The 23967-nt window shown below is 34.0% G+C and carries 22 protein-coding genes; 12 read left to right on the top strand and 10 right to left on the bottom strand.

The window, feature by feature from the left end; genetic code table 11:
- Window positions 1-63 precede the first annotated feature (63 nt).
- Window positions 64-3411: a transcription-repair coupling factor gene (gene mfd / locus ACGLWY_RS10135; protein WP_396619560.1), complete on the bottom strand. Its 3348-nt coding sequence runs from the start codon at window positions 3409-3411 to the stop codon at window positions 64-66.
- A gap of 731 nt (window positions 3412-4142) precedes the next feature.
- Here mfd and ACGLWY_RS10130 point away from each other — a divergent pair.
- From ACGLWY_RS10130 to ACGLWY_RS10120, 3 genes are all read left to right on the top strand, one after another.
- Entirely contained in the window at window positions 4143-4574 is a 432-nt protein-coding gene (locus tag ACGLWY_RS10130) for a TerB family tellurite resistance protein (protein ID WP_396619559.1), read from the top strand.
- Between the two features lie 121 nt (window positions 4575-4695).
- Complete coding sequence (locus ACGLWY_RS10125) at window positions 4696-5040, top strand: hypothetical protein (protein ID WP_396619558.1); 345 nt, start codon at window positions 4696-4698, stop codon at window positions 5038-5040.
- A gap of 315 nt (window positions 5041-5355) precedes the next feature.
- Window positions 5356-5859, top strand: a complete 504-nt coding sequence (locus tag ACGLWY_RS10120; RefSeq protein WP_396619557.1) for a hypothetical protein — start codon at window positions 5356-5358, stop codon at window positions 5857-5859.
- A 128-nt stretch (window positions 5860-5987) separates the two neighbouring features.
- Here ACGLWY_RS10120 and ACGLWY_RS10115 read toward each other — a convergent pair whose 3' ends face one another.
- The 6 genes from ACGLWY_RS10115 to metG form a co-directional block, all read right to left on the bottom strand.
- Complete coding sequence (locus tag ACGLWY_RS10115) at window positions 5988-8114, bottom strand: Tex family protein (RefSeq protein WP_396619556.1); 2127 nt, start codon at window positions 8112-8114, stop codon at window positions 5988-5990.
- Between the two features lie 79 nt (window positions 8115-8193).
- On the bottom strand, window positions 8194-8898 hold the full coding sequence (locus ACGLWY_RS10110; RefSeq protein ID WP_396619555.1) for an OmpA family protein: 705 nt from the start codon (window positions 8896-8898) through the stop codon (window positions 8194-8196).
- 95 nt (window positions 8899-8993) lie between these two features.
- A complete protein-coding gene (locus ACGLWY_RS10105; RefSeq protein ID WP_396619554.1) occupies window positions 8994-9464 on the bottom strand; it encodes a lipocalin family protein in 471 nt (156 codons plus the stop codon).
- Window positions 9465-9636: 172 nt separating this feature from the next.
- A complete protein-coding gene (locus tag ACGLWY_RS10100) occupies window positions 9637-10101 on the bottom strand; it encodes an META domain-containing protein (RefSeq protein WP_396619553.1) in 465 nt (154 codons plus the stop codon).
- A 342-nt stretch (window positions 10102-10443) separates the two neighbouring features.
- A complete protein-coding gene (locus tag ACGLWY_RS10095; RefSeq protein WP_396619552.1) occupies window positions 10444-10962 on the bottom strand; it encodes a ferritin in 519 nt (172 codons plus the stop codon).
- A gap of 32 nt (window positions 10963-10994) precedes the next feature.
- Window positions 10995-13100, bottom strand: a complete 2106-nt coding sequence (metG, locus tag ACGLWY_RS10090; protein WP_396619699.1) for a methionine--tRNA ligase — start codon at window positions 13098-13100, stop codon at window positions 10995-10997.
- A gap of 200 nt (window positions 13101-13300) precedes the next feature.
- On the opposite strand from metG, the gene ACGLWY_RS10085 reads away from it, so the two are divergent.
- Entirely contained in the window at window positions 13301-14320 is a 1020-nt protein-coding gene (locus ACGLWY_RS10085; protein WP_396619551.1) for an LD-carboxypeptidase, read from the top strand.
- Window positions 14321-14395: 75 nt separating this feature from the next.
- On the opposite strand, the gene ACGLWY_RS10080 is transcribed toward ACGLWY_RS10085, so the two are convergent.
- Entirely contained in the window at window positions 14396-15136 is a 741-nt protein-coding gene (locus ACGLWY_RS10080) for a DnaJ domain-containing protein (RefSeq protein ID WP_396619550.1), read from the bottom strand.
- Window positions 15137-15303: 167 nt separating this feature from the next.
- On the opposite strand from ACGLWY_RS10080, the gene ACGLWY_RS10075 reads away from it, so the two are divergent.
- From ACGLWY_RS10075 to ACGLWY_RS10050, 6 genes are all read left to right on the top strand, one after another.
- Window positions 15304-15681 (top strand): carboxypeptidase-like regulatory domain-containing protein, encoded by a 378-nt coding sequence (locus ACGLWY_RS10075; protein WP_396619549.1) that lies wholly within the window; start codon window positions 15304-15306, stop codon window positions 15679-15681.
- A gap of 235 nt (window positions 15682-15916) precedes the next feature.
- The gene (locus ACGLWY_RS10070) at window positions 15917-16327 is read left to right on the top strand and encodes a BrxA/BrxB family bacilliredoxin (protein ID WP_396619548.1); all 411 of its coding nucleotides are present in this window, start codon (window positions 15917-15919) and stop codon (window positions 16325-16327) included.
- Between the two features lie 120 nt (window positions 16328-16447).
- Window positions 16448-16837 carry a hypothetical protein gene (locus ACGLWY_RS10065; protein WP_396619547.1) on the top strand — a complete coding sequence of 130 codons (390 nt, stop codon included), beginning with the start codon at window positions 16448-16450 and terminating at the stop codon, window positions 16835-16837.
- A 26-nt stretch (window positions 16838-16863) separates the two neighbouring features.
- Entirely contained in the window at window positions 16864-17601 is a 738-nt protein-coding gene (locus ACGLWY_RS10060) for a lysophospholipid acyltransferase family protein (RefSeq protein WP_396619546.1), read from the top strand.
- Between the two features lie 12 nt (window positions 17602-17613).
- The gene (locus ACGLWY_RS10055) at window positions 17614-18603 is read left to right on the top strand and encodes an acyl-ACP desaturase (protein WP_396619545.1); all 990 of its coding nucleotides are present in this window, start codon (window positions 17614-17616) and stop codon (window positions 18601-18603) included.
- An 80-nt stretch (window positions 18604-18683) separates the two neighbouring features.
- On the top strand, window positions 18684-19337 hold the full coding sequence (locus ACGLWY_RS10050) for an HD domain-containing protein (RefSeq protein WP_396619544.1): 654 nt from the start codon (window positions 18684-18686) through the stop codon (window positions 19335-19337).
- A gap of 42 nt (window positions 19338-19379) precedes the next feature.
- On the opposite strand, the gene ACGLWY_RS10045 is transcribed toward ACGLWY_RS10050, so the two are convergent.
- Complete coding sequence (locus ACGLWY_RS10045; protein WP_396619543.1) at window positions 19380-20252, bottom strand: AraC family transcriptional regulator; 873 nt, start codon at window positions 20250-20252, stop codon at window positions 19380-19382.
- 674 nt (window positions 20253-20926) lie between these two features.
- Between ACGLWY_RS10045 and ACGLWY_RS10040 the strand changes: the two genes are divergently transcribed.
- Window positions 20927-21523 carry a hypothetical protein gene (locus tag ACGLWY_RS10040; RefSeq protein ID WP_396619542.1) on the top strand — a complete coding sequence of 199 codons (597 nt, stop codon included), beginning with the start codon at window positions 20927-20929 and terminating at the stop codon, window positions 21521-21523.
- A gap of 314 nt (window positions 21524-21837) precedes the next feature.
- Window positions 21838-22455 carry a hypothetical protein gene (locus ACGLWY_RS10035; protein ID WP_396619541.1) on the top strand — a complete coding sequence of 206 codons (618 nt, stop codon included), beginning with the start codon at window positions 21838-21840 and terminating at the stop codon, window positions 22453-22455.
- A 225-nt stretch (window positions 22456-22680) separates the two neighbouring features.
- Here the strand turns inward: ACGLWY_RS10035 and ACGLWY_RS10030 are convergent, their stop codons facing one another.
- Window positions 22681-23754 (bottom strand): PA0069 family radical SAM protein, encoded by a 1074-nt coding sequence (locus ACGLWY_RS10030; RefSeq protein ID WP_396619540.1) that lies wholly within the window; start codon window positions 23752-23754, stop codon window positions 22681-22683.
- Window positions 23755-23967: the final 213 nt, after the last annotated feature.

The raw sequence follows: 23967 nt of genomic DNA, 5'->3' as shown, positions 1-23967 counted from the left end.
AAGTTTCAAAGCTGCAAAGTTTCTGATTTTCAAAGCTTCTGGGTTTTTATTTTAGAACAATAATTACACCACAATAGGTTGTAACACTTTTAAAGCTTGTTTTACCGATTTAATATTTTCAAAAGTTAGCATTAAGCGCAAGCCGTTTCTTGTTTGTTTCTCTTTCATTTTACAGCTGTTTGAGTTAGATTGAACAAACTGTAATACACGTGTAAAATTACTGCTTTGGTAAAAACCACTTTGCTGATCGTTTATAAAATAGCCTATAAGCTTGCCTTGCTTCATTACAATTTTCTCAAATCCTGCTTTGGTTGCAATCCACTTTATTTGGACACTGTTTAACAAATCAACTACTTCTTTTGGCAATTCTCCAAAACGATCTATTAATTCAGTTTCAAATTTTTGTAATTCGGGTTCGGTTTTTATTTCATTAAGTTTGGAATATAGACTTAATCGTTCGGTAATGTTATTCACGTAATCGTCTGGAAACAGCAGTTCAAAATCCGAATCGATAGTGACATCCTTCACATAGACTTTTTCAATAGCATGGTCTTCATATAAATCCTTAAACTCATTTTCTTTGAGCTCTTCAATGGCTTCATTTAATATTTTTTGGTAGGTATCAAATCCTATTTCGTTTATAAATCCGCTTTGTTCTCCCCCTAATAAATCACCCGCACCACGAATTTCTAAATCTTTCATAGCAATATTGAAACCACTACCCAATTCTGTAAATTGCTCTAATGCGGTGATACGCTTTCGGGCATCATCGGTCATTGCCGAATATTCTGGGGTTATAAAATAACAAAAAGCCTTTTTATTACTACGCCCTACGCGACCACGCATTTGATGCAAATCACTTAGTCCAAAATTGTTGGCATTATTTATGAAAATAGTATTGGCATTGGGCACATCCAACCCACTTTCAACAATAGTGGTACTTACCAATACATCAAAAGCACCATTCATAAATGCCAACATGAGTTCCTCTAACTTTTTACCTTCCATTTGCCCATGACCAATGCCTATTTTAGCATCGGGCACCAAGCGTTGAATCAAGCCAGCCACTTCTTTTATATTTTCTATGCGGTTGTGAATGAAGAAAATTTGTCCACCACGCTCAATTTCATAACTTACCGCATCACGAATAGCTTCTTCATTAAAACGAATAACATGACTTTCAATAGGATATCTATTTGGTGGCGGTGTGGTAATAACCGATAAATCGCGCGCCGCCATTAGACTAAACTGAAGTGTTCTAGGTATAGGTGTAGCAGTTAAGGTTAATACATCGACATTATCTTTTAAAGTTTTTAGCTTTTCTTTTACGGCAACGCCAAATTTTTGCTCTTCATCAACAATTAGCAAACCCAAATCCTTAAATTTTACGGTTTTATTTACCAGTTGATGGGTTCCAATAATAATATCGACCTTGCCATTTTCTAAATTCTCAAGCGTTTCACGTTTTTCTTTAGCAGTTCTAAAACGGTTTACATAATCGACTGTTACAGGAAAATCCTTTAACCGTTCTGCAAAGGTTCTGGAATGTTGATATGCCAAAATAGTGGTTGGTACCAAAACAGCTACTTGTTTACCATTATCAACTGCTTTAAATGCCGCTCGAATGGCAACCTCTGTTTTACCAAAACCCACATCCCCACAAACCAACCTGTCCATAGGACGCTCACTTTCCATATCTGCTTTAATATCGGCGGTAGCAGTACTTTGATCGGGTGTGTCTTCATAAATGAACGACGCCTCCAGTTCGTGTTGCATGTAACTATCAGGATTGTATTGATAGCCTTTTTCAGTTTTTCGCTTGGCGTATAGTTTTATAAGATTAAACGCAATGTGTTTAACCCTAGATTTTGTTTTTTCTTTAAGTGTTTTCCAAGCGGCACTACCAAGTTTGTAAATTTTTGGTGGTTTTCCATCTTTACCATTAAACTTGGTGATTTTATGTAACGAGTGAATGCTTAAATATAACACATCACGCTCTCCATAAATTAACTTAATGGCTTCTTGTTTTTTGCCTTCAACATCTATTTTTTGAAGTCCACCAAAGCGCCCAATACCATGATCGATATGTGTAACGTAATCGCCAATATCTAAATTAGTAAGTTCTTTTAAAGTTATGGCTTGCTTTTTGGCATAGCCATTTTTAACATGAAACTTATGATAACGTTCAAAAATTTGGTGGTCGGTATAACAAACTATTTGGTTATCATGGTCTATAAAGCCTTGATGTAACGACAGTACAATAGTTTTATATGGCTTCACTTCCAAATGCGAATCGTCAAAAATATCGTGAAAACGTTTTGCTTGTTGTTCGCTTACGCAGGCAATATAATTGGTGTATCCTTTATCGTAATTGGTATTTAAATCTTCAATTAACAAATCGAATTGTTTGTTGAAGGAAGGTTGCGGTGTTGTGTTGAAGGAAATCATGCTACCTGATGCATTATTGAAAAATGCCGTTGAACCAAATTCGACAATTGAAAAATCTAATAACTGTTTTTTTAATACGGTTGAATTACAGAATAATTCTTCGGGTTCAGCATGTTTAATATCTGAAGATAGGGTTTTAAAAGCCTCTTCGGCCTTTGAGTAAAAATCATCTATCCTTGAAAAGCACAGATCGACATTTTTAAAACACACCACCGTTTTTTGAGCCATGTATTGCAAAAAACTCTGGCGACTTTCCTGCAGTAATTTATTGGCTACATTGGGGATGATATTAATTTTTTTAATTTGCTCTATTGAAAGCTGGGTTTCCACATCAAAGCTTCTAATACTATCAACCTCATCACCAAAAAACTCGATACGGTAAGGCTCATCATTTGAAAATGAAAACACATCTACAATCCCACCACGAACTGAAAACTCACCTGGTTCGGTAACAAAATCGACACGTTTAAACTGATACTCAAACAAGACTTCATTTACAAAATCGATAGATAATTTATCGTTTACCGAAATTTTTAAAGTATGGCGTTCCAGCTCTTTCCTAGTTACTACTTTTTCGAATAATGCATCAGGATAGGTAACAATTATGGCTGGTTTTTTACGGGAATTGATACGGTTTAAAACCTCGGCTCGTAGTAGTACATTAGCGTTATCGGTTTCTTCTATTTGATAAGGCCTACGGTAACTTCCCGGATAAAACAACACGTCTTTATCGTTACATAGTTGTTCTAAATCGTTTAGGTAAAACGCTGCTTCCTCCTTATCGTTAAAAACAAGTAAAAATGGTAAGTCATTATGATTAAAAACACTTGAAATTACAAAGGAAAATGAAGAGCCCGCAAGTCCCTTTAAATGTGTTCTACCTATAGTTTGGGCAATAGAATTTTGCAGATTTTGCGTTTGCAAAGTCTGAGCATAGGTTTGAGAAAGTGTGGTTTTACTCACCTAACAATATGGTTTTAAGATTGCAAAGATACAGTTTAGAATTAGAAGTGGTTTAAACTTTTTCCAATTGGCTAAAAAATCGCCCTTTTTTGCCCACTCTACATCTTTTTTTCTTTCCGTAGCGATGCTATGCAACTCTAAAAAGGCTTCGATTGAACAAAAAATGACTGATTTTCGCTTCAATCGAAAAAGTTTAAACCACTTCTTATTTTAAAAATGTTTTGCTATAAATTAAAAATGTTTTTTGCTTTATACTATTTAAGCTTTGAAATAACCGCAATAAAACACCCTTTTCCTTTCTCCTTTTAAATTAATGAAATCGTGAATGCTTCGCATTTACGATGGAAATGGCACTTTTAAAAAGATTGAAATAAAAAGCATGACCTCCCACAAGCAGAGCAATGCTAAAAAAAGAATTTAATACTATTTTAAAAATGATTTTTATTGATTAACTTAGTTAAAGGAATTGTTTTAATATTTTTTTGTTTTCGCTTTAACATATATGACTCATCTTGACTTTTATTTCCTAAAACCTGCCTGCCGGCAGGCAGGAATGGCTAAAATTTATCCATATTTCGTTACTTTTTTTATGCACAGTAATACTATGCCTTGCAAAAACTGCCTCATCTGTATAAATTTTATCTCATTTTCGGTTAAAAACAAAAAGTCAAGATAAGTTCGTATAAAAAAACGAAAAAAATATGTAGGTTTGCACCACAAAAAAAAAATGTATGTCGTTTTCAGATTTATTTGATAGTGGATTTAAAAAGCGAAATGAAGATCATTTTGCCGCTATTGTACGCGTAGCCATGGATGATGGTGTTATTTCGGATGATGAAAAAGCGTTTTTAGACCGATTAGCTCGTAATTTAGATATTAGCGATGCCGATTATGCCTTAATTTTAAAGGACTACAAATCACACCCCATTAATCCGCCATACGATTATGACAGACGTTTAGAACGTTTGTACGATTTGGCTCGTATCGTGTATGTGGATCACATTAAAGGTGATAATGAGGAAATTTTACTTAGAAAAATTGGTGTAGGTTTAGGGTTTCATCCTGAAAACGTAAAATACGTTGTTGACAAAGCCTTAACTTTAGTAAGTAATGGTGTTGATTTAGATACTTTTACCGAAGAAATGAAAAACATGAATAAATAATTTGTACCTATTTTTATAAAATGAAATGCGAATCTTTTTTGGTTCGCATTTTTTGTTTTAAAATTTTATTATTTTTTTAACAGGCTTTATTTATACATTTACACTTTGTAATTTTTATTAAATGCTAAAGTTTAACAGTTTACTTTTAACGCTTGCGTTAAGTTTATTCGCCTTGTTCCTTTATGAATCTGAAGGTGATTTAGCTTTAAAAAAAACGACATCTACACACGATCTTAAAATTGATTATTCTTTTAATGCCTTAGCCGTTATTACCAACAATTCTTTTCAAGAATTAGTAAGTTTTGACAAGGAAAAAGAACCCAGTAACGAAAACCACTTCTATTCAAAAAACCCTATAAACGAAGTGGTTTTTGAAAGTGATTTACAGTATTTAAAAGTGTGTGATTTTCTCGATTTAAATTTAACTCCCCGGAGCATTATTTATCCGTTTCATTCGTTCTTGTAGCCTTTAATTTTTGTTGTATTTGACCAAAACGCAGTCATTAAATATTTAATGGCGTGCCTTAAATCTATTCGAACTCATCTTGACTTTTTTCAATTGGCTGCAAAATGATCTTTTTGCCCCAGATTTTACCTATTTTTTTACTCCGTAGCGCCGCTATGAAGTGCTAAAAAGCTAAAATCTGGAACTGGACGGAGCGTATAAAAATAACCCAGTGGGTTATTTTAGTGAACGAGCCAGCTTGCGCAAAGGATATTTTCGCTTCAATCAAAAAAGTCAAGGTGAGTTCTTCAAAAAAATTAATTTAAAACATACCAGATGAAAACCTCATTAGTAATTATTTCTACGCTTTTAGTTTTGAGCGTATTCCTTCCTTTTATTTTGTTTATTTATAACGGAACAAAAAACGCCGTTAGTATAAAAAAACAAGCCAATGTCTTAATAAAAAATAATGGGTTGGTATACAACCTAAAAGAAGTTTGGCGTAAAAATTTTATTGGTATTAGCAACGATAATAAGATCATAACCTACATAAAATTTAACTCAGATAAATCCAGTGTTATTAATAATATCAACTCAAATGATATTAAACAGTGCAACATAATTAAAAGCTATAATAACGGTGCAAATAAATCACTTTCTCTAAAAAGTTTAGGTTTAGAATTTATTTATAAATCATCGACTAGGCCCAATCTTATCATTACCTTTTTTAATATAGATGATGATTTAAACGAAGATTTTGAATTACAACGTATTGAAAAATGGCATGTATTGATTAAAAAAGCCATATCAGAGCCTCAAATGGCTAAAATAGCTTCTTAGATTTAGCTTTTTAATGTTTAAATTTAAGCCACAAATACACGAATATGAAAAAGCATTCGTGTATTTGTGGCTATTTCTTTTACTTAATTACAAAAAACTCAATACGTTTTGTCCCTAATTCAAGTGACTTATTTATGCAATTTTAACTGAATACGCTTTCGCGGAATATCAATCTCCAAAACTTTTACTATAATTTGTTGATGCAGGGTTACATGCTCATTAACGTCTGAAACAAAAGAATCGGACAAGTTAGACACATGTATTAACCCACTTTCTTTAATACCAACATCTACAAAACATCCAAAATTAGTGATATTGTTTACTATACCCGGAAGAAGTTGTCCCACGTGTAAATCGCTAATGGTTTTAATGTTTTGATTGAAAGTAAACACTTTGGCTTGCTCACGTATGTCTAAGCCTGGCTTTTCCAGTTCGTTTATAATGTCTTGAAGTGTAGGTAGCCCAACTAAATCTGTACAGTATTTTTTTAAATCTATTTTTTTAAGCTGGTCTTTATTTCCGATTAAATCTTGAACGCTTTTACCCAAATCTTTCGCCATTTTTTCAACTATGGCATAACTTTCTGGATGTACCGCAGAATCATCCAACGGGTTTGAAGCCAATTTAATTCTTAAAAAACCTGCACCTTGTTCAAAGGCTTTTCCACCCAAGCGAGGTACCTTTTTAATATCGCTTCTAGAAGTGAAAGCACCGTTTTCGTCTCTATAACTCACTATATTTTCGGCTAGTTTTGGACCAATACCCGAAACATAACTTAACAAACTAGCACTGGCGGTATTGATGTTTACTCCAACAGCATTCACACAACTTTCAACCACCACATCCAACTCTTTTTTAAGTTTGGTTTGGTCTACATCATGCTGGTATTGCCCCACTCCAATCGATTTGGCATCTATTTTAACCAATTCTGCCAACGGGTCTTGCAAGCGGCGTCCGATAGATACCGAGCCACGAACGGTAACATCATAATTTGGGAATTCGTCACGTGCAATTTTAGAAGCCGAATAAATACTGGCGCCTGCTTCACTTACTACAAACACTTGCACATCATTCTTAAAATGGATTTTTCTAATAACCGCTTCTGTTTCTCGTGATGCTGTTCCATTTCCAATAGCAATGGCTTCGATTTGATATGCTTCTGTAAGTGAACTTATTTTTTTCATCGCCCCAAACGTATCGCTTTTAGGTGGGTGCGGATAAATGGTTTCGTTATACAACAAGCCGCCTTGTGCATCCAAACATACCACTTTACAGCCAGTTCTAAAACCGGGATCAATTGCCAATATGCGTTTTTCTCCTAATGGTGACCCTAAGAGTAACTGTTTTAAATTTTTTGCAAATACCGAAATAGCAGACGCATCTGCTTTTTCCTTGGCATTTTGAAGCGCTTCGTTACTTAACGATGGCAACAACAAACGTTTGTAAGCATCTTGAATGGCCAATTGAATTTGTTTTGAACACTCATTGTTAGAACGAATTATTCTATCTTCAATTTTAGCTAAAGCTTTGTCATTATCAATATCGATTTTCAATTTAATAAAACCTTCACTTTCGGCTCTTAAAATGGCAAGTAACCTATGTGATGGAATTCTGCTTAAAGACTCTTCCCAATCAAAATAATCCCGGAATTTTTGAGCGTTTTCATCATCCATTTTCGATTTCACTGCTTTCGTGGAAATCATTGCAAAACGTTCCAATTGCTTGCGAATGTTGTTACGAATATCGGTTCGTTCATTAATCCATTCGGCAATAATATGGCGTGCACCTTCTAGAGCATCTTCTACCGAAGTTACTTCACCTTTCACATATTTAAACGCTAGTGATTCAACATCATTGGCATTTTGACTCATTATAATTTTTGCCAAAGGTTCAAGTCCCATTTGTCTTGCCGTTTCCGCTTTCGTTTTTCGGCTTTTCTTAAATGGCAAGTATAAATCTTCAAGCGTCGTTACATCTTGTGCTGCTTCAATTTTTTGCTTTAGTTCGGAAGTTAACACCTCTTGTTCTTCCAAGGCTTTTAAAATGGCTGTTTTTCTTTTTTCTAGAGCTTCAAATTGTTCTTTATACTTTACAATATCACCAATTTGCACCTCATCTAAATTACCTGTCCGCTCCTTTCGGTAACGTGATATGAACGGAATGGTACAATCTTCATTTAGTAATTCAACCGTATTTTTTATGGAAACTTTTGGAAGTTGTGTGTGTGAAATTATAAAATCTAATAATTGGTTCATTAAGTTTGTTTTAAATGAAAAATCCCGTTTTCAAATTAACATTGAAAACGAGATTTATACAAATTTATATTAAGAATAATTAATTTCCTGCTTGTTCTTTAGCTTCTTGAATCATTTTTTCATTAGGCAAAATAGCTACGTTTACACGTCTGTTTTTAGCACGTCCTTCAGCAGTTGAATTGTCATGCATTGGTTGCGTTTCACCAAACCAATTGGTTGTTAATCTTCCTTTAGATATACCATTATTAGATAAGTAATTCGTTACCGCATATGCTCTATTTTTAGAAAGCGTCATGTTATAATCTTCCGCTCCTTGGCTATCGGTGTGTCCAACAACTAAAATATTAGTATCTGGATACTCTTTAAAAACACCAATTAGTTTATTTAACGTGGTTTGTGATGCCGTGTTAACATTGTATTTATTAGTATCAAAATACACGCCACTACCTTCATCAAAAGTTACCACGATACCATCATCAACACGCTCTACTTGTGCTCCAGGTATTTCTTCTTCAATTTTTTGGGCCTGTTTATCCATTTTATTACCAATAAGTACCCCTGCGGTACCTCCAACGACACCTCCAATAACAGCACCTAATTCACCATTACCTCCTTTACCAACATTGTTCCCAATAATAGCTCCTAAAATAGCGCCACCAGTAGCACCAATAACAGCTCCTTTTTGTTTATTATTTGCGTTTTGAATTGCTTTACAGTTTGTTAAACTTATAGCTACAACAAGTGTAAAAAGTAAAATTCCTGCTTTATTTATAATTGTTTTCATCTGTTTATATTTATTGTTTTTTAATTGTCAGATGGAACACCCTGAATAATCATGCTCGTGTGTGAAGCTTTTTCTCATAGGTGTTTCATCTGTTTTTATTTTTTTGAAAAATTCATATTTATGGTAAACGAGTTACCTGAAACATTTACCGATTGCTGCCACTGCATGTCATACTCTGATAAAGCAGAAAGTTTCAATCTAAAACCTTGATTGGTTTCCGATTTATACTTTTCATTAGTAGGCTTAAGCAAAAAGTCATACAAACCTGTTTCTGCATCTACTTCTTGAATTGTAAATACAAAATGTCTTTCCCCTGTTGGACAACTGGCATCGTTAATGGTATAAACTCCTGTATTGTTGTTAGGAACAAATTGCCATGTACTGCCTTCAAAACAAGTCTTAGAAGCATCGTTAAACAACGTAACATTGTAAGTTCCCGTTTGGCTATAGTTTATTGAACTTAACACCCAATCGCCTTTAATAACTTTTTTAGATACTCTTACGGTTTTAGAAGCCCCGCAACTTATTAAACTTATTGCAACGAATAATAGAATTAACTTTTTCATGAATTTTGAATTTAATTACAATACAAAGATGCAACTCTGTTCTTATATTTTTGTTATAAAATTATTAATTTTGATTATAAAATTCCCACTTTTGTCATTTGTCGATAAGGGAAGCTGATTTAAATATTGACATTCATTACACTGCACCTTTCAATATGCAACAAAATAAAATTTATTCTATTTTAACAGCTTTAAAAATAGCTAAGGGTGCCATTTTTGCTTTGTTTAAAGTCATGGTGCTACCATTAAGTGAATAGTTATCTGCTTTTTCTAAAACAGCCATAAATTGATTTTCCACCTCCATATCAATACATGCCATTAAAGTAGCAGTTATTTTAGACAGTGTTATTTGGTTACCTTCTTTAAATTGGTAAGTACCACTAAAGTTATTGCAACTGCCATGACCAAAAACCTTATTGTCTTCGTTTGAAAACATGATGAATGCTTTTTTATCACTTACATCTTTACCCATTAATGTTACCAACTTCCATTTAATATTTTCAATTGAAACAGGATCCTTTATTATATTCATTTCGGGTGTAAGCTCTTCAGAATTTGTTTGAGCTACTTTTTTAGAAGTATTGCAATTTGTAAATAGTACAAGTATTGCAAACGTGCTTAAGGCAACTGATTTCATCGTATATTTTGATTAATGGTTTTTTTTGAAAGAAGCAAAAAGCAGACCAATATTTAAATTGAAGTCTGCTTTTATAAAATTATTAAGATTGAGATTTTTTTGAAAACTACGCTACTTTTTGAAGCAAATCGAAGCAAGGGCATTTTTTACAACGCTTGTCCCCGCTTTTTCTATATTTTTCACAGCAGCTACTCTTTACTTTACTTGGGAGTTTAATTCCCACTTTTTCAAGTTTTTTTAGCGCTTTTTTTTGTTTTTTTTTGCCCAAGAGACTTATTTATAAATAAATGACGGGCAAAAATAATTATTTTTATTAAATCTAAATAAGATTAAATGTTAAAATTATTGAGGGCTTTGATTTGATGCCGAATTAACCGTTAAATTAACAATGTCCCTATCAAATAAATACAAGCCTCCTTTGTCATCTCCAATCAAGTTTATCTTGTCTAAAATAGTACGCGCCATGGCTTCTTCTTCTATTTGCTCGGCAACATACCATTGTAAAAAGTTATGAGTTGAATAATCTTTTTCCTGTAAACTTATGTGTACTAATTCGTTAATGCTTTCTGAAACAAAAACTTCATGCTTATAAAGTTCTTCAAACATTTCTTTAAACGAATTAAATGTTACGTTTGGAGCGGCTAGTGCCGATACTTGAGCATGCCCACCACGTTCGTTAACATACTTTACCAATTTAAGCATGTGATCCCGTTCTTCTTGAGATTGCTTGTACATGAATCCAGCTACACCTTCTAAACCTTTTACTTCTGCCCAACACGCCATAGCTAAATATATTTGTGACGATTCGGCTTCAATTCGTATCTGGTTATTAAGTGCTTTTTCTATATTTTTTGATAACATAATTTTACGTTTTTCGTAAAGTTAAGAAATAACTAACTTATCTGCAATCCATTTATGGCATTAGCATCATCAGGATTTACAAACACCAATTTGCCTTCTGCGGTTTCGGTCATTAAAATCATGCCCTGACTTTCTACACCACGTAATTCTCTTGGAGCTAGGTTTACTAAAACAGTTACTTTTTTCCCAACGACTTCTTCAGGCGTAAAACTCTCTGCAATTCCTGAAACAATAGTGCGTACATCAATGCCAGTATCTACTTTTAAAACCAACAATTTTTTAGCTTTTGGCATTTTTTCAGCTTCTAAAATAGTGCCAACACGCATATCTAATTTAGTAAAATCGTCAAAAGTGATTTCTTCTTTTTGTGGCTGCGGAACCTGTGCTGAGCTTGTCGAAGCATTTGCTTTTTTACTGGCTTCTAATTTATCTAATTGAAATTGAATAGTTTCATCTTCAATTTTCGAGAATAACAATTCGGCTTCACCTATTTTGTGTCCAACGGGAAGCAATACTTCTTTAATTGAAACATCGCTCCATTGAGATGCTTCGACAAGCTCAGCATGACTAGCGTTTCCATTATTTTGGTTCGATTTAAGATTAAGAATTTTCTTCAATTTATCAGAAGTAAACGGCAAAAAGGGTTCGCTTAACGTAGCTAAAGCAGATGCTATTTGCAATGCCACATACATAATCGTTTGTGTGCGTGCCTCATCTACTTTTATAACTTTCCAAGGTTCTTCATCGGCCAGATACTTGTTTCCAAGGCGCGCCAAATTCATAAGTTCTGTTTGCGCTTCTCTAAAACGGTAACGTTCAATAGAACTAGAAATCACGTCTGGATATGCTTTTACTGCTGCCAACGTTTCCTCATCTACTTGCGATAATTCATTAGGAGCAGGCACGATGCCGTTATAATATTTATTGGTTAACACCACCACTCGGTTAATGAAGTTTCCAAAAATGGCCACCAATTCGTTATTATTTCTTGCTTGAAAATCTTTCCAAGTAAAATCATTATCCTTTGTTTCGGGCGCGTTGGCGGTCAAGGCGTAACGCAAAACATCCTGCTGCCCAGGAAATTCTATAAGATATTCAGGTAGCCAAACTGCCCAATTTTTTGAGGTCGACAATTTATTACCTTCTAAATTTAAAAACTCGTTAGCTGGCACATTTTCCGGTAAAATATAACTGCCTTCGGCCTTTAACATCGCAGGGAAAATAATACAGTGGAATACGATATTGTCCTTTCCTATAAAGTGTACCAATTTGGTATCATCACTTTTCCAATAAGGTTCCCAATCTTTTCCTTCACGTTGTGCCCATTCCTTAGTTGATGAAATATAGCCAATAGGTGCGTCAAACCACACGTACAGCACCTTACCTTCACCTCCTTTAACCGGTACTGGAATACCCCAATCTAAATCACGGGTTACCGCACGAGGGCGCAAACCATCATCAATCCACGATTTAACTTGTCCGTATACATTCGGTTTCCAATCTTTTTTATGCCCTTCTAAAATCCATTCCCGTAAAAACGTTTCATGCTTATCTAAAGGTAAAAACCAGTGTTTGGTTTCTTTTAATGTTGGTACATTGCCTGTTAATGCCGACTTCGGGTTTATTAAATCGGTAGCATTTAAACTCGTTCCACATTTTTCGCATTGGTCGCCATAAGCTTCCTCGTTGCCACACTTTGGGCAGGTTCCTGTAACGAATCTATCAGCTAAAAATTGGTTGGCTTTTTCATCGTACAATTGCTCGGTGGATTCTTCAATAAACGCTCCTTTATCGTACAAGGTTTTAAAAAATTCTGAGGCCGTTTCATGATGAATTTTAGCCGATGTCCGTGAGTAATTATCAAACGAAATACCAAATTCCTGAAATGATTGTTTTATAATAGCATGGTATTTATCAACTACGTCTTGGGGAGATACGCCTTCGTTTTTGGCTTTAATGGTAATGGGTACGCCATGTTCATCACTTCCACCAATAAAAACCACATCGTTTCCTGTTAAGCGTAAATAGCGTGCATAAATATCGGCTGGCACATACACTCCTGCTAAATGTCCAATGTGTATGGGACCGTTGGTGTAAGGTAATGCAGAGGTAATAGTGTATCGTTTTGGTTTGTTCATCATTTTAAAACTAATGTCAGGCCGAGCGCAGTCGAGACCAAATTTAAAAACCTCTCGCAAGCTGCGCTTTTATCTTCAAATAAAATATATTTTCATTTTTGATAATGCTCAAGGGTACAAAGTATTTTAGAATACTTTATTTAAAGCCGCAAAAGTACACAATTTGACTGCGATTTAGAAAAAAAATGTACATTTACATTATGTCTAGAATCACATTAATCACAATCCTACTTTGTGCTGTTTTTTTATTTGGAAATACAGCTATTACGGCACAAAACACAAACTTAAACAAAACGACTACTTTAATGCGTCCACCTTACTTAAAAACAGGCGATACCGTTGCCATTGTTGCACCATCGGGCATTCTAAAAAACCGAACTGCCGAAATTGAAAAAGCCAAAAACCTACTTAAAAGTTGGGGCTTATTTGTAGAAGTTGGTAAAAACGTGTTTAACCAAAATAACCATTTTGCAGGAACTGATGAGGAGCGTTATGAAGACCTACAAAAAGCTATGGACGATCCGAAAATTAGTGCCATTTGGTGCGCTCGTGGGGGTTACGGCACCGTACGGATTTTAGATAAATTGAACTATACTGAATTTAAAAAACACCCAAAATGGATTATTGGATATTCTGATATTACCGCACTTCACAATCAACTCCATAATGAAGGTTTTGAAAGTTTACATGCCATAATGTGTACTAGTTTACAAGATGACGCCAACACCATTAAAGAAAGCATTTCAACTTTTAAAGAAGCGCTTTTTGGCAACGCTTTAGCTTACACTTTGGAGGGTTCTAAGTATAACAAAACAGGCACAACTACTGGACAACTAATTGGTGGAAACTTAAGTATTTTATATAGTATGTTGGGATCTAAAACGAGTATTGATCCGTCTGGTAAAATTTTATTTATTGAAGAAATTGGCGAATACCATTACCATTTAGATCGTATGTTACAAAGTTTAAAACGTGCGGGGTATTTTGATAATTGCAAAGGCGTTTTAGTCGGAGACATTACTAAAGTCAGAAAGAATACAACGCTTTGGGGAAGTTCCACAAAACAACTTATTTTAGACGCTTTGGCAGAATACAATTTCCCAATTGCCTTTAACATGCCGGCAGGACACGAAAAAGATAATCGGGCTTTGATATTGGGGAGAACGGTTCAATTAACAGTGAACAGTGAACAGTCTACAGTTGTTTTTGAAAATCAATAATATTAACAAGGGACGATAAAAGGTCATTGTAAAACGACTTCAAATAAAATAGTATCCGAGATAATATCATATAAATCAAAACCCCCGCTCCTTCTGCAATTGCTCGTAAGCTTCTTGCACTTTTCTAAATTTTTCCTCGGCACCTTGCTGGTGTTCTTTTCCTAAATGAATCACTTTATCAGGGTGGTACTTTTTAGCCATGTTTCGGTAGGCTTTTTTAATATCGTCGTTGGTAGCTGTTTTATCAATTTCCAATATTTTATAGGCGCTATCGGCACTTTTATAAAACATGGCTTTGATGCTCTCGTAATCGTTATGGCTAATACCCAAATAACCTGCAATGGTATAAATTTGGTGCACCTCATCATCGGTGACCAAACCATCGGCTTTGGCAATTCCGAATAAAAAGTGAACAAGTTGCAAACGCGATGCATGCTGCATCATTTGTCTAATTTGCAAACATACTTGTCTGGTTGAAATGTTTTGTTGCTTACTAATTTCCTTAAATAACTTAAAGGCATGATTTGCACGCTCTTTTCCATACATATTTACAAACTGTAGGCGCACAAAATCCAATTCACGTTGATCTTGTTTGCCATCGGCTTTTATAACTATGGAAGCCAAAATAAGTAAACTCACTTCAAAGTCACCCGCCTGTGTTTGCGGGCGTTGTTGTGGATAATCTGTATAAACGGTACTTCCGTTACCATTAGACACCCCATCTACAACACTCCCCAATGCCAATCCTAAAATAGCACCAATGGGACCACCAAACGACCAGCCTAACGCTGCGCCAATCCATTTTGAAAAACTCATGTAAGTATAAATTATTGTCAAACCTACATATAAAATTATTCTTCTAAAAGAAGAAACAGTTTAAATTAGGTTTATTTTTAAGTGTAAAACCATTTTTGTTAATTATGCTTTAATGATTTTGTTACGCAACCTTAATCTGTTTTTAGCATCTTGAAATAAAAAAGTATATGAATTTTAAAATAGTCATCTTATTGGCTGTACTATCAATTTGTTTTATATCCTGTAAAACAGATGATGCCCCAGATTCAACAGTTTGTACTGAGCAATTTGTTTATGGTTTAAATATAACTTTAAAAGATGCTACAACGTCTAATATAATTAATTCAGATGTTGAAGTTATAGCTACTGATGGAAACCATCAAGAAACTTTAATGACTGGTTATGGTTCTGATTCTTTTTTTGGAGCAGGAGAACGACCCGGAACTTATATTGTTACAGTAACATCACCTAATTATCAAACTTTTACCAGTGATCCAATCACTTTAATCAGTGATAAGTGCCATGTCATACCAAAAACTTTTGAATTCTCATTACAACCAAAATAATCACAATGTTTTTTACGTTAAGGATTACTCATGCATATTATTTTGAGACATTTGAAATCGTGAATGCTTTTCCTTTGAAGCAGCATTCTTTCTTCCCTTTGGGAGCAAAAAAGCTATAGCAGATAGCCTGACCTTATGGCACCATAAGTGTTATAAAGGAACGTCATACTAATTATTGCATGATTTTTGATTAACTTTGTATATTATATATACTAATATTAAAATTTAAAAAAATATGTATCCAGCAGAATTAGTAAAACCAATGCGCGAAGATTTAACCAAAGTTGGTTTTGAAGAATTACATACTGCCGAGGCTGTTGATGCGGCTTTGTCCAAAGAAGGGACTACGTTGGTTGTCGTTAATTCGGTTTGCGGTTGTGCAGCGGCCAATGCACGCCCAGGTGCTAGAATGAGTTTACAAAATACCAAACGCCCAGACCATATTGTAACGGTTTTTGCAGGTGTCGATAAAGAAGCTGTTGATGCAGCTCGTGGTCATATGGTACCATTTCCTCCAAGTTCGCCAAGTATGGCTCTGTTTAAAAATGGTGAATTGGTGCACATGTTAGAGCGTCACCACATTGAGGGCAGACCTGCAGAATTAATTGCAGAAAACCTTATCGATGCTTATAACGAGTATTGTTAAGCAAAACGGATGACTGAAGACAGTTGAAAATATAAATCAAAACCACGGCCAAGTCGTGGTTTTTTACTTTATTACGCAACCTTTTACAGTAATTACCATCTAACAATAAAAAATGAAGCTATGAAAAAGTTGCTCCTACTTTTATTTACTGCCTGTTTATTTTTAACGGCGTTTACTTGTGAAGATGATGCCACTACTACACAAGAAGATGAACTGCAAGAATTAAATGCTTCTAAAAAAGCCATTGAGGATTTAGCGGCAACTTCAGTTTGTAATGAAAATACCATGTGTAAATTTATTGCTTTAGGAAGCAAACCTTGTGGTGGCCCTTGGAGTTATTTGGTATATTCAACCTCAATAGACGTTGAAAAACTGGAAAATATGGTAGCAACTTATAATAAAAAGGAAGCTGATTTTAATAAAAAATGGGGTATTGCTTCCGATTGTGCTTATGCCATGCCTCCAACCAGTGTAAATTGTGAAAATAACACCTGCGTAGCTGTTTATTAAAACCTGTTTTTGTTTATTTTTGGGGCATGCAAAAATTATTTTCATACCCTTTAAGTATTATATATTACCTATGTTTTTTTTTAACATTGGTTATATTTCATCCCATTCAGTGGTTTTGTTTTAATGTATTTGGTTATCAGGCACATAAAAAAAGTGTCGATGCTTTACAGTTTTGCCTCATGCGATGCGCCAATATATTAGGCACACGTTTTACATTTAACAATCCATACCAAATAGATACCAATCAACCTTTAATTATTGTTGCGAACCACCAGAGTTTACATGACATTTACCCTATTACGTGGTATATGCGTAAGCACCATCCAAAGTTTATTAGTAAAATAGAGTTAGGCAAAGGCATCCCCAGTGTGTCTTACAATTTACGACATGGTGGCGCCGCTTTAATTGATAGGAAAAACCCCAGACAATCTTTGCCTGCACTTATGAAATTTGGTGAATACATTGAAACCAACAAACGTTCTGCCGTTATTTTTCCTGAAGGAACTAGAAGTAAAAATGGCGAACCCAAACCATTTCAAACCAAAGGCTTAGAAGTCCTATTTAAAAAAATCCCTTCTGCGACTGTTGTGCCGATTACCATAAATAACTCGTGGAAAATGTTAAAATATGGTAAATTTCCATTGGGTTTAGGCACACATATTGCTTTTACCGTGCACAAGCCTTTAAAAGTTAGTACCTTTGTAAACAAAGAAGAACTTATTAATAGTATTGAAGCTACTATTAAAAATAATATAAATCATTAAAAAATTATAAAGATGTCGTTAAAGAATGTAAGACTAGAGGTGATGCAGTTTTTGGAAAAGGACGTGGAATCTTTAATACAGAAGTATTTAATCCCTATCGAAACTATATGGCAACCAACAGATTTTTTACCAAATTCTGAAAGTGATACTTTTTTTGAAGAAGTACGCGAAATAAGAGAATTATCAAAAGAATTGCCTTATGACTTTTGGGTGGTTTTGGTAGGTGATATGATTACCGAAGAAGCTTTGCCTACCTACGAATCCTGGTTAATGGATGTTGAAGGTGTTGGGCAAGTAGAACGTAACGGATGGTCTAAATGGGTACGCCACTGGACGGGTGAAGAAAACCGCCATGGCGATGTGCTTAACAAATATTTATACCTTTCTGGGCGTGTAAACATGAAAGAAATTGAAAAAACAACCCAGTATTTAATTGCCGATGGTTTTGATATTGGTACGGATAGAGATCCTTATAAAAACTTTGTTTATACCAGTTTTCAAGAGTTGGCAACCTATATATCGCATAATCGTGTTGCTAAAATTGCTAAAAAGAGTGGCAATAAGCAGTTAGCAAAAATGTGCCAAATAATTTCTGGAGACGAAATGAGGCACCATCATGCCTATTCTGAGTTTGTAGAACGCATTTTCACGGTTGATCCCAGCCAAATGATGATGGCGTTTCATGATATGATGAAACTTAAAATTACCATGCCAGCACATTTTTTAAGAGAATCGGGCAACCAAATTAGTACCGCTTTTGAAGAGTTTTCCAATACTGCACAGCGTATTGGTGTTTACACATCGACCGATTACGTTGATATTTTAGATAAATTAATTAAGCGTTGGGAAATAGATAAAATTACTGGGCTTAGCGATGAAGCCGAAAAAGCCAGAGATTATTTAATGGCATTGCCTGCTAGAATGTACAGACTATCAGAACGTATTAAAATACCTCAAAACTCATTTCAATTTAAATGGGTAGAGCCTGCTATTATAAAATAACATAGCAAATAATATATCATCAAATTACTTTCTAATAAATTCCTTTCTAAACCGAAAGGAATTTTTATTTTTATACCCTTATGACTTCAAAAGAAATAATAAATAAAACCATCGATTTTGTAAAAGAAACCCTTGCCAATGCTGAAGGTGGACACGATTGGTTTCATATCCTAAGGGTGTATAACAATGCGCTACTCATCTCTAAAAATGAGCCTGTAAATGTATTTGTTGTCGAGCTTGGTGCTTTATTACACGATATTGCCGATAGTAAATTTTATAATGGCGATGAAACTGTGGGACCGCAAATAGCCCGTGAGTTTTTATTTAAACTGAATGTCGATTCTCAAGTTATTGAGCATGTTGTAAACATTATTGAAAACATCTCTTTTAAAGGTGGAAACGAGGCGCAAAAATTTAAATCTGCAGAACTGGATGTTGTTCAAGATGCCGATAGATTGGATGCTATTGGCGCCATTGGTATTGCAAGATGTTTTAATTATGGTGGTTTTAAAAACAGAGAACTTTATAACCCAGAAATAAAGCCTCATCTTTCCATGACTAAGGCAGAATACAAAACATCTACAGCTCCTAGCATCAATCATTTTTATGAGAAATTATTGCTTTTAAAAGACAAGATGAATACAAAAACAGGAAAAGATATAGCTACTAAAAGGCATGCTTTTATGGAACTATATCTTGAGCAGTTTTACAAAGAATGGAATGGCATCGTCTAAAAAAGGAGGTTTCGACTGCCATCCAAATATCTTTAAATGTAATTATTGGATAATTAACTTTATTTCCTTTCTATAATTCGAGGCACTTTTGCCTGTAATCTCATTAAATTGTTTGTTGAAATGTGAAAAATTATTAAACCCACATTCAAAACAAATATCGGCAATACTTTTTTGGCTTTCATTAAGCAATTTGGTAGCATGCACCACACGATACTCGTTTACCAATTGTGTAAAGGTTTTTCCGGTGGCTTTTTTAAAGTATCTACAAAACGCTGGCACCGTCATACTTACCTCATCGGCTATTTCATCTAAAGTGATATGGTTTTGAAAATTCTTATTGACATATTTAAATATAATGTCAATTTTCGAGCTATCCTGAGCCTCAGCTTCAAAAGCAAACCCATCTGCATTTAACAATGCATAATCATCTGTTTTCGCTAAATAGTCTAAAATTTCTAAAAATTTCAAAACACGTTTTAAACCGCCATGTTCTAATAGTTTTTCTATTTTCGGGCCTATTTTCTGTTTTGTCTCTACTTTAAATCTTATTCCTTTTTTGGCTCTATCAAATAATGATACTATAGCTGACATTTCAGGTACATTCAAAAAATCGTCACCTAAAAAGTTCGATTTAAACTGTATGGTAGTTTCGGTACCATTGGCAGTTAAGCGGTCTGTAAAGCCATTATGTGGTAAATTGGATCCAATAAGTATCAATTGACTATTATTAAAATAGGATAAATGATTTCCTATATGTGTTTTCCCTTGCCCTTTGTTTATATAAATAAGCTCTAATTCTGGATGAAAATGCCAGTAAGCGCCGTCTTTATCTATGGTTTCTACATGTTGCTTAACTAATATAGAACTTCCGAAACTTGGGGTCAGTTTCCTAAAAGTTGGTTTTTTATTAATCATTACAAATTTATTTAAAACAAAATTACAATATATTATTATGCAAATATAGCCTTAATTAACTCGATTGTATGTTATTTTAACTTAACATCCATTTAACATTTAATTAACAGTTAATATAGCATATAAACTGGTCAAATTAGATGTTTTGTAAGCTACACTTCTACCATATCTTTGTACCGTTGAATGTTAGTAAATAAAAAACATTACTGATATCACAATCGTAAGTCTTGAAAAGTTAAATTCTATATAAAATAACTCTGACAACAAAGAGTTCACAAAATTCATTAATAATTAGTTTAATGTCTTATTTAGTTTAGTTGGTAAAGTGAGCTGTGGTGGCTCACTTTTTTTTTGCCAATTTTTTTAGCTGATGGCCGTTGTTGGGTGGTGGTTTGTTTTGAACAAAACTTTTGGTATAGCACTTCCTTCTTTTGTTTATCCTTTATAATTAGTCCACAACCTTTTGTGTTATATCCTTTTTCTGCCAATTAGTTTTGAGGGTCTTCCTTTCTATCAATTATGGATATTTACCCGCTTTCTATGCTATATTGACTTAACAAAAATTTAATGTAATAATAACAGATAAAATAGCATATAAATTGGTCAATCCTAATGTTTTATAACCTTGAAATCTGTTCTACATTTGTCTTGTGAAACGTTAAAAACACCAAATCATGAAAAACGTATTAAACAACTTAAAAAAAGGAATCTTAATGGTAACTATGTTTGCTACCTTATTAAGTTTTGCTAATGAAGCTTCATTTTCTTCTATTAAAGATGATGCAAAAAAAACCGCACTAACCTTAACCAATGTAAAGGCTGGTAACCAATTGTATATAAAAGATGCTAATGGCAACATACTATATTCAGAACTTATTCAGAAATCTGGAATCTACGCTAAAGGTTTCGATTTAACGTCGCTTCCCAATGGTGAGTATATTTTTGAATTGGATAAAGATTTTGAAATTAAAACGATACCGTTCACCATTAGTTTTAAAAACGTTGTTGTTAATAGAAGCAAAGGAACGACAAGCTATAAACCTCATTTAAGACAAAAAGGCAATTTATTATTCGTTACTAAATTGTCTCCAAATCTTGAAGCTATGAAAATTAGCATTTATGTCGACAAAAATAGCGGATATGAGCTATTGCACTCAGAAAAAATCGCAGGTATTCAAGCTATTGAAAGAGTTTATAAATTAGAAAAAGGAAATTATAAAATAATCATTAACTCTGATAACAAAGAGTTCACAAAATTCATTAATAATTAGTTTAATGTCTTATTTAGTTTAGTTGGTAAAGTGAGCTGTGGTGGCTCACTTTTTTTTGCTCCATTTTCAATTGAGTCTTTTATCAGCTTTTTTTAATTCTTATATCCTTTAAGCTTTGAAATTACTGTAAAATAAAAGCTTAAAGGGTAGTACAAATAAACACACAATTAACCGTTTTATATACTATTTTAATTTAACATAAATTTGATGTAAATATAACAGGTAAAATAACACATAAATATGTCAATATCAGTGTTTTATAAACTTAAAAACTGCTCTATATTTGTCTTGTGAAACGTTAAAAAAACCAAATCATGAAAAACGTATTAAACACCTCAAAAAAAGGAATCTTAATGGTAACAATGTTTGCTACCTTGTTAAGTTTCGCAAATGAAGTATCATTTTTTAAAATTGAAAATGATGCCGGAAGAACCTCTCTTACTTTAAACAATGTAAAGCAAGGAAACCTATTGTCTATTAAAGATGATAATGGTATTGTACTATATAAAGAGCTCATTGAACAATCTGGAATCTACTCTAAAGGTTTCGATTTAACCTCGTTACCAAACGGTAGTTACATTTTTGAGCTTGATAAAGATGTAGAAATACAAACCATCCCTTTTACTGTATCTTCAAATACGGTTACTTTTAAAAAAGAAATGGAAACTACCATTTTTAAACCTGTAACAAGAGTAAAAGGAGATGTTGTTTTTGTTTCAAGACTCTCTTTGAACAAAGCCCCAATGGACATCGCTATTTATTATGTTGATGCTGAAAGTGCATTTAATAAACCAGAACTTATTTATTCTGAAAAAATTAAAGACACTGAAAACGCTAGTAGAATTTATAAGCTAACAGGTAAAGACAAAGGTCATTACAACATTGTTTTTACTACAGAAGGAAGAGTTTTTACAAAAGAAATCAAGAGCTAACCAATTCCTAATTATTTTTTGAAAGGCGTGGGCAAATTGCCCACGTTTTTTTTTTTGAACTCATCTTGACTTTTTCTATTTCCTAAAACCTGTCTGCCGGCAGGCAGGAATGACTAAAATTCGTCGATATTTCGTTTCTTTTTTTATGCTTAGCTCTGTTATGCCTTTCAAAAAGTGCCTCCTCCGTACAAATTTTATCTCATTCTCGGTTAAAAAATGAGTTCACTAAAATAACTTTAATTGCCCGTCTTTAAACTGTTCATGCAACTGCGTATTTAATTTTGGCATCTGCTTATCTTTAAAATACTTTTGTCTTGCTAGTTTTACTAAATTATTAATCTGTTCGGCAATTTTACCTTCACCACGCATTCTGGTACCGTAACGCGAATCGTTTAAAGTACCACCGTGGCAACTTTCTATTTGGTGCAATACTTTTTCGGCTTTATCGGGCATGGTTTTGTGTATCCAATCGGTAAAAATTTCCCCAATAGCACCGTTAAGCCTCACAATAGTATGCGCTATCCCTAAAGCGCCATGATCTGAAGCTGCTTTTGCTAAAGGCAGTATTTCATGGCTGTTTATCGCCGGAATAATAGGTGCTAACATCACATTAACGGGAATACCATGATCACTTAATGTTTTTACGGTTTCAAAACGTTTCCTTATGCTTGCCGTTCTCGGTTCTAAAACCCGTCTGGTTTCTTCTGAAAGCGATGTGATAGAAATATTTACACCTATTAAATTTTCTTTTGAAAGTTCCTGTAAAATATCTAAATCCCTAAGAATTAAAGCGTTTTTTGTGATGATGGCAACAGGGTGTTTATACTTTAAAAACACTTCCAAGCAGTTTCGGGTAATTTCGAATTGTTTTTCGGCAGGTTGATAGCAATCCGTATTGCCAGACATGACGATGGGGTATGCTTTCCAAGTTTTCTTTTTAAGCAAATCTTCCAATAATTTTGGAGCATCTTTTTTTACCAAAATCCGACGCTCAAAATCCAACCCAGCACTATAGCCCCAAAATTCGTGGCTATTGCGGGCATAGCAGTAAATACACCCATGTTCACAGCCTTGGTACGCATTCATGGAATAAGACATGCCAATATCTGGGCTCGCCACTTTATTGACGATGGTTTTCGGGAAAACTTCCAAATAAAGTGTTTTGTTTTTATCGCTTTGCTCACCTTCTTTATGGCAGAATTCCAAAAAATCGTCACGCATATCGTGGCTCAATTCGAAGAATTTATTGGGTACATTAAGCTGTGCGCCACGGCCTTTTATGGTAGTTTTTGGATTCATTGTAGTAAAAATAAAGAGTGTATGCTGCGAACTAGACACTTTAAAATTACTTATATTTTATACTGAAAACTGTTAAAACGGAAATGGGTTATTAACAAAATAAAGTAGGAATTTTATCAATTTATCAAGAAAATCAGCTAACTTCGTTTACTTGTACTGAATTTATTTCAGTAAGAGTCAGTATTAGCCAATTAAAATCGACCATGACTAGGG

Source organism: Mariniflexile sp. HMF6888 (genome assembly GCF_044335535.1).
GTDB lineage: Bacteria > Bacteroidota > Bacteroidia > Flavobacteriales > Flavobacteriaceae > Mariniflexile.
The sequence above is the reverse complement of the archived record's forward strand: the minus strand, read 5'-3'. Positions and strand labels throughout refer to the sequence as shown.